The sequence below is a fragment of the Sphingomonas sp. genome (assembly GCF_019746015.1).
GTDB lineage: Bacteria > Pseudomonadota > Alphaproteobacteria > Sphingomonadales > Sphingomonadaceae > Sphingomonas.
Genome location: NZ_JAIESM010000017.1, coordinates 43709 through 52782, shown reverse-complemented (window position 1 = coordinate 52782; position 9074 = coordinate 43709). Strand labels below are relative to the sequence as shown.

Below are 9074 nucleotides of genomic sequence, written 5' to 3'. Positions count from 1 at the left end.
GCATAATCGGCGCTGCCGCCCAGCGCCGCCACCGTCTGGTTCGGCCCGAACAGGTCGCCGCCGGCGCGGGCATCGATCGCCAGCGCGCTATAGCCGTCGGCCGCCAGCTGCGGGGCGATGGCGGCATATTCATCCTTGCTCGACCCCGCCTGGTGGAACAGCAGCAGCAGCGCCTTGGGCCGCGCCGCCGGATAATAGCGGCCATAAACGGCCACCCCGTCCGCCGCCTTGAGCGTGACCGCCTGCGCGGCCGATGCGGGCGCGGCCTGCGCCTGTGCTTGGCGGGGTGCCTGGCGGGGTGCCTCGGCCGCCTTGCCACAGGCGCCGGTGGAGAGGGCAAGCAGAATCAACGGGATATGCGCGCGCATCACTGTCCCTCCAGCGGGTGGCCGAGCCGGCGCGGAGCATAAACGCAGGCGGCGGCGCTGGGAAGCGCGGCTGGAACGGGTACGGCCCCGGCCCGCTCCCCCACCCCGCCTCCCAACGGCAGTATTCTATGGGAGGCGGGGTGGGGGAGCGGGCCGGGGCCGCCTCCGAAAAAAACCTAGATCAGCCCCGCCAGCGGGCTGGACGGATCGGCATAGCGGCGCTGGCCCATGCGGCCGGCGCGATAGGCCATGCGCCCGGCCTCCACCGCTGCCTTCATCGCGCGCGCCATCAGCACCGGGTCCTTCGCCTCGGCAATCGCGGTGTTCATCAGCACGCCGTCGCAGCCCAGCTCCATCGCCACCGACGCGTCGGACGCGGTGCCGACGCCTGCATCGACCAGCACCGGCACCTTGGCCCCTTCCACGATCAGGCGGATGGTGACCCGGTTCTGGATGCCAAGGCCCGAGCCAATCGGCGCGCCGAGCGGCATGATGGCGACCGCGCCCGCATCCTCCAGCCGCTTCGCCGCGATCGGATCGTCGACGCAATAGACCATCGGCAGAAAGCCTTCCTTGGCCAGCGTCTCGGTCGCGCGCAGCGTTTCCACCATGTCGGGATAAAGCGTCTTGGCCTCGCCCAGCACTTCGAGTTTCACCAGGTCCCAGCCGCCCGCCTCGCGCGCCAGCCGCAGCGTGCGGATCGCCTCCTCGCCGGTGAAGCAGCCGGCGGTGTTGGGCAGATAGGTGATCTTCTTGGGGTCGATATAGTCGGTCAGCATCGGCGCCTTGGGGTCGCTCACATTCACCCGGCGCACCGCGACCGTCACGATTTCCGCGCCAGAGGCGGCAACGGCAGCGGCGTTCTGCGCGAAATCCTTGTACTTGCCGGTGCCGACGATCAGCCGCGAGCGGAAGGTGCGGCCGGCAACCGTCCAGCTGTCCTCGGCCAGCGCGGCGCCATGGTCGCCCCCGCCGACGAAATGGACGAGTTCGATGGCGTCGCCGGGCGCCACCATCACCTCGGCAAGCGTGGAGCGTGGCACGACTTCCAGATTGCGTTCAACCGCAAGCTTTGCCGGGTCGAGCCCCAGATGGCGGGCAAGATCAGCAAGCGAAAGACCGGCGGGCACCTGGCGCGGCTCGCCGTTCAGGGTGATGGCGATAGCGGTGTCGCCGGGGGTGGAAATGCTGGTGTTCATCCCACGCGCCTTTAGGCACTTGGGCGCGCCGCTTCAAATCGAAAGCGCGGGGGAGTGGATCAGTTCTTGGTGGTCCAGGCCAGGCTCAGCCGGTCGGTGCTGCGCACGGGCTTGCCGACCAGGTCGGTTGCGGGCTGATATTTGCCCTGCGCGATCATCAGCTGGCAGGCCTGCTTGTCGAGATCGGCCAGGCCGCTCGACTGGATGATCTGGCACCCATCCACCTGCCCCGCTTCGTTGATCGACAGATCGAGCACGGTGGTGCCGGTCGGCGCGACCGCCGCTGTCTGATTGGCTGCCAAAGCGAGAACCACGCCGAGAATCAACATATCCGTCTCCACCTGATGGTTCTGTTCTTCGCCGGAATTGGTTAAGTCCCGGTTGCCATCGGGCGCACTTGCTGTAGCAGATTACGGTAAGCGCTCAAAGTGCGCACGATAATTGCCGGGAACCGCCAATTGACGACCGTTTTTGTCCTGAATGGCCCCAATCTCAACCTGTTGGGGCTGCGCGAACCGCAAATCTACGGTAGTGATACGCTCGACGATATCGCCGGGATGTTGGAAGATCGCGCCCGGCAGCTGGGGCTGGCGGTGGATGTGCGCCAGTCTAACCATGAAGGCCATCTGATCGACTGGCTGCACGAATCGCAGGCCGTGGGCGCGAAGGCGGTCATCCTGAACGCGGGCGGCTATACCCACAGCTCGATCGCGCTGCACGATGCCGTGCGCGCCATCACCACGCCGGTGATCGAGGTGCACCTGTCAAACCCCCATGCGCGCGAGGCTTTTCGTCACGTCAGCCATATCGCGGCGGCAGCGCGCGGCACGATTGCCGGCTTTGGCGCGCAATCCTATCTGCTGGCGCTTGAAGCGGCGGCCCGGTTCTGACAATGCAGCCCCTTAAAAAGGAAAGCGGCCATGGCTGAACCCAATAATCCCGAGGGCGAGCAACCGGATTCGTCCCCCAACGCAACGATGCGCATCGAGATCGACCTGGTCCGCCAGCTCGCCGAAGTGCTGAACCAGACGCAGCTGACCGAAATCGAAGTGGAAGATGGCGAGCGGCGCGTGCGCGTTGCCCGCACGCTGACCGTGGCGGCAGCGCCGGCGGCGGTTGCCGCACCCGCCGCAGCACCGGTCGCCGCCCCCGCGCCGGTGGCGGAAGCGCCCGCCGCTGCACCCGCGCCAAGTGCGGCCAACGCGATCAAGTCGCCCATGGTCGGCACGGTCTATCTCTCCCCCGAGCCTGGGGCCGCGCCCTTTGTTGCCGCCGGCCAGCGCGTGGCCGAGGGTGACACGCTCGTCATCATCGAGGCGATGAAGGTGATGAACCCGATCGTTGCGCCGCGCGGCGGCACGGTCTCCGCGCTGCTGGTGGAAAATGGCCAGCCGGTGGAATTTGATCAGCCGCTGGTCGTGATCGACTGATGGCAGAGATCAAGAAGCTGCTGATCGCCAATCGCGGCGAGATTGCGCTGCGCATCCTGCGCGCCTGCCACGAAATGGGGATAGCGACGGTCGCGGTGCATTCCACCGCCGATGCGGACGCCATGCATGTGCGCCTGGCCGATCAGGCGATCTGCATCGGCCCGCCCAGCGCCACCGACAGCTATCTGAACATCCCGGCGATCATTTCGGCCGCCGAAATCGCCGGCGCCGACGCGATCCACCCCGGCTATGGCTTCTTGAGCGAAAATGCCCGCTTTGCCGAGATTGTGGAGGCGCACGACATCATCTTTGTCGGCCCCAAGCCCGAACATATCCGCACCATGGGCGACAAGGTGGAGGCAAAGCGCAGCGCCGGCGCGTTGGGCCTGCCGCTGGTGCCGGGGTCGGACGGGGCGATCACCAGCGTTGACGAAGCGCGCGCGATTGCCGAGCGCATCGGCTATCCGGTGCTGATCAAGGCGGCCTCGGGCGGCGGCGGGCGCGGCATGAAGGTGGTGCCCGATGCCGACAGCCTGGAAAGCCTAATGCAGCAGGCGGGGAACGAGGCGAAGGCCGCGTTTGGCGACGCCACCGTCTATATGGAAAAATATCTGGGCAATCCGCGCCATATCGAGTTCCAGATTTTCGGCGACGGCCAGGGCAATGCCATCCATCTGGGCGAGCGCGACTGTTCGCTGCAGCGGCGCCACCAGAAAGTGCTGGAAGAGGCGCCCTCGCCCGTGCTGAGCCATGCCGAGCGCGACCGGATGGGCGCGATCGTGGCCAATGCGATGGCCGAAATGAGCTATCGCGGCGCCGGCACGATCGAGTTCCTGTGGGAAAATGGCGAGTTCTACTTCATCGAGATGAACACCCGGCTGCAGGTGGAGCATCCGGTGACCGAGGCGATCACCGGGCTTGATCTGGTGCGCGAGCAGATCCGCATTGCCGAAGGGCATCCGCTGACGCTGCGCCAGCAGGATGTGGAATTTCGCGGCCACGCCATCGAATGCCGCATCAATGCCGAAGACCCGCGCACCTTTGCCCCCTCGCCCGGGCTGGTGAAGCAGTTCCATGCCCCCGGCGGCATGAATGTGCGCGTCGATTCAGGGCTTTATGCCGGTTACCGCGTGCCGCCTTATTATGATTCGATGATCGCCAAGCTGATCGTCTGGGGCCATACCCGCGAAGGCGCGCTGCGCCGGCTGCGCCGCGCGCTGAAGGAATTCGTGATCGAGGGGATGAAGACCACCATCCCGCTCCACCAGGCGCTGCTCGACGACCCCGATTTCCAGAAGGGCGACTATACGATCAAATGGCTGGAAGCGTGGCTCGCCCGGCAGGAGGATTGATGCAGGCCGGCGCCCGGTGATCGTGCGGCCGGCTGTGGCGGGCGACGCGGGCGCGATTGCCGCGATCTATGCCCATCATGTCGCAACCGGCACCGCCACGTTCGACACCGAAGCACCGGGCGAGGCCGAGTGGGCGGCGAAGATTGCAGAGCTTGCCGCGCGCGGCTGGCCGTTTCTGGTGGCCGCCGACGGCCCGGTGCTGGGCTATGCCTATGCCACCCAGCTGCGCGACCGGCCCGGCTATCGCTTTGCGTGCGAGGACAGCATCTATGTCGCCGCGCAAGCGCTGGGGCACGGGGTGGGCAGCGCGTTGCTGGAGCGCCTGATTGCCGCCAGCACCGACGCCGGCTTTCACCAGATGATCGCGGTGATCGGCGGCGGCGCGGCCGCGTCGGTCGCGCTGCACGAAAAGTTCGGCTTTCACCATGTCGGCCGGCTGCACCATGTCGGCCATAAATTCGGCACCTGGCTGGACACGGTTTACATGCAGCGCGCGCTGGTTGAACAGTAACGTAAAAGCAGCCGCTTAACGGGAGATTCCCACGATGTTCATCGGCCATTACGCCCCGGCCTTCCTGGCCGCGGCCGTCGCCCCGCGCCGCGCACAGAACCGCGTCGGGCTGGGCAGCATGTTCATCGCCGCTCAGCTGATCGACATCGTCTTCTTCACGCTGTTCCTGGCCGGCGTTGAGCATATGGGGATGCGCCCCGGCGCGACGGTGATGAACGCGATGGACCTGTACGACATGCCCTGGGACCATAGCCTGACCGGGGCGGCGTGCTGGGCAGCGGGCTTCGCGCTGGTGCTGCGGCTGACCGGGCGCGGCTGGGGTGCTGCGCTGTTGGGCGCGGCGGTCGTGCTGTCGCATTGGCTGCTCGATCTCATCGTCCACCGGCCGGACCTGACCCTGGCCGGCGGACCGCCACGGCTGGGCCTGGGGCTGTGGAACTATCCGATGATCGAAATTCCGCTGGAGCTGGCGCTCGCTTATGGCGCGCTGGGGCTCTATGCCGCGCGCACCCGGCCGAGCGGGGCGGCCAGCCGCTGGCTGCTGCTGGGGCTGGCTGTCGTGATGGCGCTGTTGCAGGCGATCAACTGGCTGACGCCGCCGCCGCCCGCGCCGGTTTATCCGGTGCCGTCCGCTGCCGGCATCACGGCGCTTGGCGCCTATGCGATCATGGCGGCGCTGGCCTTTGGCGTTGCCGCCACCCGCGTGCCGCTTTCTCGCCACTAGGCTTGCCGCGCGGCGCGCTTTTCTGCCATCCTTGCGGCTGAGGCTATTGGGGGACGTGGATGCGACGGTTCTGGCGGGTGTTGGCAACGATCGTCGTGGTGCTGGCGGTGGTGCTGGGCGCGGCGTTTCTGCTCTTTCGCACGCCCGATACCGACCCGGCGGCGATGCGCGCCAAATATGGCGGGCCGCCGTCGCAGTTCGTCGATCTGGGCGGCGGCCTCAACATCCATCTGCGCGACACCGGCCCGCGCAACGCGCCGGTGCTGATGCTGATCCACGGCTCCAATGCCTCGCTCCATACCTGGGAACCCTGGGCCAAGCGGCTGGAGCAGCAATATCGCATCATCCGCTTCGACCTGCCCGGGCATGGGCTTACCGGCCCGCACCCCCGGCGCGACTATACGATGCGCAGCTATGCCGATGTGGTGGAGCAGCTGCGGCTGAAGCTGCACCTCGCGCGCTTCGTGATTGCCGGCAATTCGATGGGCGGCTCGGTCGCCTGGCATTATGCGCTGTGGCATCCCGAACGGGTGCGCGCGCTGATCCTGGTCGATTCAGGCGGCCAGCCCGAGCCGATGCGGACGAGCGTGCCACTGGGCTTCCGTATCGCGCGCACGCCGGTGCTGCGTTACTTCGCCACCCAGATAACGCCGCGCGCGTTGATCGAGAGCACGCTAGACGACAGCTTCACCAACCGCGAGCTGGTGACGCCGGCGATGGTCGATCGTTACTGGGAGCTGCTGCGCTACCCCGGCAACCGCCAGGCGACGGTCGACCGCTTCAGCACCCGGCGCGATCCGGCCAGCCCGGCGCGGCTGCAGGCGCTGAAAATGCCGGTGCTGATCCTGTGGGGGGCGGATGACAAGCTGATCCCGGTCAGCTCCGCCAACTGGTTCGCCCAGCAGATCCCCGATCATCAGGTGATCATCTATCCCGCCACCGGCCATGTGCCGATGGAGGAGCGCGCCGACGAAAGCGCCCGCGACGTGCTCGACTTTCTGAGCGAGCACACGGCCGACCGCTAAAGCAGCATGACTCTGCAGTCTTCGTCAGCGGAGCTGAAGCAGTGCCGGCCCGCTCCCCCACCCGGCCACCCACACGATACTGCCGATGGGTGGCTGGGTGGGGGAGCGGGCCGGCGCCGAGACGGTTTCTGTTAAACTGAAACCAACTCTAGCCGCGATTTGCGCGCAGCGCTAAGGCGCAAGCATGAGCCAGATCACCGCAGAGATCGTTGCCCAGCACGGGCTGTCCGAGGATGAATATGCCCGCGTCCTTCATGCGCTGGGCCGCGAACCCAATCTGACCGAACTCGGCATCTTCTCGGTCATGTGGTCGGAGCATTGCAGCTACAAATCCTCGCGCATCCACCTGAAGAAGCTGCCGACGACGGGCGCGCGTGTCATCTGCGGGCCCGGCGAGAATGCGGGCGTCGTCGATATCGGCGACGGTCAGGCCGCGATCTTCAAGATGGAGAGCCACAACCACCCCAGCTACATCGAACCCTATCAGGGCGCGGCGACCGGCGTCGGCGGGATTTTGCGCGACGTCTTCACCATGGGTGCGCGGCCGGTGGCGAACCTGAACGCGCTGCGCTTTGGCCGGCCCGATCACCCCAAGATGCGCCACCTGATCGCGGGCGTCGTGGCCGGCATCGGCGGCTATGGCAATTGCGTCGGCGTGCCGACCGTGGGCGGCGAGGTGAATTTCCACCCCGCCTATGACGGCAACATCCTGGTCAACGCGATGACGGTGGGCGTCGCCCAGGCGGACAAGATCTTCTATTCGGCCGCCGCCGGCATCGGCAATCCGGTCGTCTATGTCGGCTCCAAGACCGGGCGCGACGGCATTCACGGCGCCACCATGGCCTCGGCCGATTTCGGCGAGGACAGCGAGGAAAAGCGCCCGACAGTGCAGGTGGGCGACCCCTTCACCGAGAAACTGCTGATCGAAGCGTGTCTGGAGCTGATGGCGTCGGACGCGATCGTTGCCATTCAGGACATGGGCGCCGCCGGCCTTACCTCCTCCAGCGTCGAAATGGCGTCGAAGGGCGGCGTCGGCATCCGGCTGGACATGGACAAGGTGCCCTGCCGCGAAACCGGCATGACCGCCTATGAAATGATGCTGTCGGAAAGCCAGGAGCGGATGCTGATGGTGCTGAAGCCCGGCCGCGAGGCCGAGGCGGAAGCCATTTTCCGCAAATGGGAGCTGGATTTCGCGGTGATCGGCGAGGTGACCGATACGGGTCGGATGGTCCTCGTCCACCATGGTGAGACGGTGGCCGACATTCCGCTGGAACCGCTGGCCGACGAAGCACCGGTCTATGACCGCCCTGCCCGCGCCACGCCCCCGCCGGCGCCGGTCGGCGCGACGCCGCGCTTCACCGATGTCGCCGCCGATCTGCTGAAGCTGATGGGCTCGCCCGACCTGGCCAGCCGGCGCTGGATCTATGAGCAATATGATCCCAAGGTCGGCGGCAACACGGTGCAGCCGCCGGGCGGCGACGCGGCGGTGGTGCGCGTGCACGGCACCGACAAGGCGCTGGCCATCACCACCGACTGCACGCCGCGTTACTGCCTGGCCGATCCGGTCGAGGGCGGCAAACAGGCGATTGCAGAGGCGTGGCGCAACCTGTGCGCGGTGGGCGCGACACCATTGGCCGCGACCGACTGCATGAATTTCGGCAACCCGCAGCGGCCGGAGATCATGGGCCAGTTCGTCGGCTGTATCGAGGGGATGGCGGCTGCCTGCCGCGCGCTCGACTTCCCCATCGTCTCGGGCAATGTGAGTCTTTATAACGAGACCAAGAACGAGGATGGCAGCGGATCGGCCATTCTGCCCACCCCAGCGATTGGCGGGGTCGGCCTGATCGATGACTGGCGGCGCGCGGCGACGATCGGCTTCAAGGGCACCGGCGACATTATCGTCCTGATCGGCGAGCGCAGCTTCCATCTGGGCCAGTCGTTGTGGCTGCGCGAATGCCAGGGGCGCGAGGAAGGGCCGCCGCCGCCGGTTGATCTGGACGCCGAACGGCGCACCGGCGCCTTTGTCCGCCAGCAGATTCTGGCCGGCGCGCTGACGGCGGTGCATGACGTGGCCGATGGCGGGCTGGCGGTGGCGGTGGCCGAAATGGCGCTGGCCGGCGGCATCGGCGCGATGCTGGCCGCGCCCACGCCGCATGGCCTGCCCGCCACCTATTTCGCCGAGGATCAGGGGCTGTATGTCGCAACCGTCGCCGACGCGATGCTGCACGACTTCCTCCACGCCTCCACCCGCGCCGGCGTCACCGTGGAGCGGATCGGCCGCACCATTGCCGGGCGGATCATCGTTGAATGCCCGGCCGCCGACCATGTGGTGTCGCTCGACGATCTGCGCGCCGCGCATGAGGGCTTTTTCCCCGCGCTGATGGGTGGTTGAGCGACGCGCCCCCTCCTCCCATTCAGGGGGCTTTGGTCAGCGGCGGTTCGACACTATGATTCGCTGCCCTGCC

General features: G+C 67.1%; 9 protein-coding genes and 1 pseudogene. 7 read left to right on the top strand and 3 right to left on the bottom strand.

Features of this window, described 5'->3' with window-relative positions; genetic code table 11:
- From K2Y03_RS03005 to K2Y03_RS02995, 3 genes and pseudogenes are all read right to left on the bottom strand, one after another.
- Window positions 1-368 (bottom strand): annotated as a pseudogene (locus K2Y03_RS03005) (hypothetical protein); the annotation flags it as partial.
- A 176-nt stretch (window positions 369-544) separates the two neighbouring features.
- The gene (gene thiS, locus K2Y03_RS03000; RefSeq protein WP_294088144.1) at window positions 545-1567 is read right to left on the bottom strand and encodes a sulfur carrier protein ThiS; all 1023 of its coding nucleotides are present in this window, start codon (window positions 1565-1567) and stop codon (window positions 545-547) included.
- 59 nt (window positions 1568-1626) lie between these two features.
- A complete protein-coding gene (locus K2Y03_RS02995) occupies window positions 1627-1896 on the bottom strand; it encodes a TonB family protein (protein ID WP_294088143.1) in 270 nt (89 codons plus the stop codon).
- Between the two features lie 129 nt (window positions 1897-2025).
- On the opposite strand from K2Y03_RS02995, the gene aroQ reads away from it, so the two are divergent.
- From aroQ to purL, 7 genes are all read left to right on the top strand, one after another.
- The gene (gene aroQ / locus K2Y03_RS02990) at window positions 2026-2457 is read left to right on the top strand and encodes a type II 3-dehydroquinate dehydratase (protein WP_294088141.1); all 432 of its coding nucleotides are present in this window, start codon (window positions 2026-2028) and stop codon (window positions 2455-2457) included.
- 87 nt (window positions 2458-2544) lie between these two features.
- Complete coding sequence (gene accB, locus K2Y03_RS02985) at window positions 2545-2997, top strand: acetyl-CoA carboxylase biotin carboxyl carrier protein (RefSeq protein WP_294088149.1); 453 nt, start codon at window positions 2545-2547, stop codon at window positions 2995-2997.
- The gene (gene accC, locus K2Y03_RS02980) at window positions 2997-4349 is read left to right on the top strand and encodes an acetyl-CoA carboxylase biotin carboxylase subunit (protein WP_294088139.1); all 1353 of its coding nucleotides are present in this window, start codon (window positions 2997-2999) and stop codon (window positions 4347-4349) included. Before accB ends, accC begins: the two co-directional genes overlap by 1 nt.
- Window positions 4350-4365: 16 nt before the next feature.
- Window positions 4366-4860, top strand: coding sequence for a GNAT family N-acetyltransferase (locus K2Y03_RS02975; protein WP_294088137.1), 495 nt, complete (start codon window positions 4366-4368; stop codon window positions 4858-4860).
- 34 nt (window positions 4861-4894) lie between these two features.
- On the top strand, window positions 4895-5584 hold the full coding sequence (locus tag K2Y03_RS02970) for a hypothetical protein (RefSeq protein ID WP_294088134.1): 690 nt from the start codon (window positions 4895-4897) through the stop codon (window positions 5582-5584).
- Between the two features lie 77 nt (window positions 5585-5661).
- Window positions 5662-6609, top strand: coding sequence for an alpha/beta fold hydrolase (locus tag K2Y03_RS02965; protein WP_367114749.1), 948 nt, complete (start codon window positions 5662-5664; stop codon window positions 6607-6609).
- 184 nt (window positions 6610-6793) lie between these two features.
- Complete coding sequence (gene purL / locus K2Y03_RS02960; RefSeq protein WP_294088129.1) at window positions 6794-9001, top strand: phosphoribosylformylglycinamidine synthase subunit PurL; 2208 nt, start codon at window positions 6794-6796, stop codon at window positions 8999-9001.
- Window positions 9002-9074 lie beyond the last annotated feature (73 nt).